Annotated in this window: 1 protein-coding gene; it reads left to right on the forward strand. The window is 33.4% G+C overall.

Annotation, left to right across the window (positions count from 1 at the left end; translation table 11 throughout):
* The coding region (locus AVBRAN12654_RS09420; protein WP_336614395.1) for a flagellin hook IN motif-containing protein at positions 1 to 440 on the forward strand (440 nt) is incomplete at both ends.

Genomic DNA, 440 nt, shown 5'->3' on the forward strand with positions numbered 1-440 from the left:
CGTAAGACAAAGCGACCTTGCTTTAGGAGATAAAATTAATCTTACATTTAAAAATGTTGATGGAATTAATGATGTTACATTTGAGCCAGTGCAAATTGCTCAAGGTAATAATATTAAAGCAGGTCAAGGTTTAGGTGCTTTAGTTGAAGCTATTAATAAATCTACTGATAAAACAGGTATTAAAGCTTCTGTTACGGTTCAAAGTGTATTTGAACAACCTATTAAAGCAGGAACTACTTTACAAGGCTTTAGTATAAATGGTGTTACTATTGGTTCTATTGAAGTTAAAGATAAAGATGGAAATGGAGCTTTAAGAGCTGCTATTAACTCTGTTAAAGATCAAACAGGGGTTGAGGCTAGTGTTGATGAAAAAGGAAGATTAGTACTTGCTAATAGAGATGGTAGGGGTATTAAGATAACTGATGGGGTGGATAAGAGTT

The organism is Campylobacter sp. RM12654 (assembly GCF_020137585.1).
GTDB lineage: Bacteria > Campylobacterota > Campylobacteria > Campylobacterales > Campylobacteraceae > Campylobacter_E.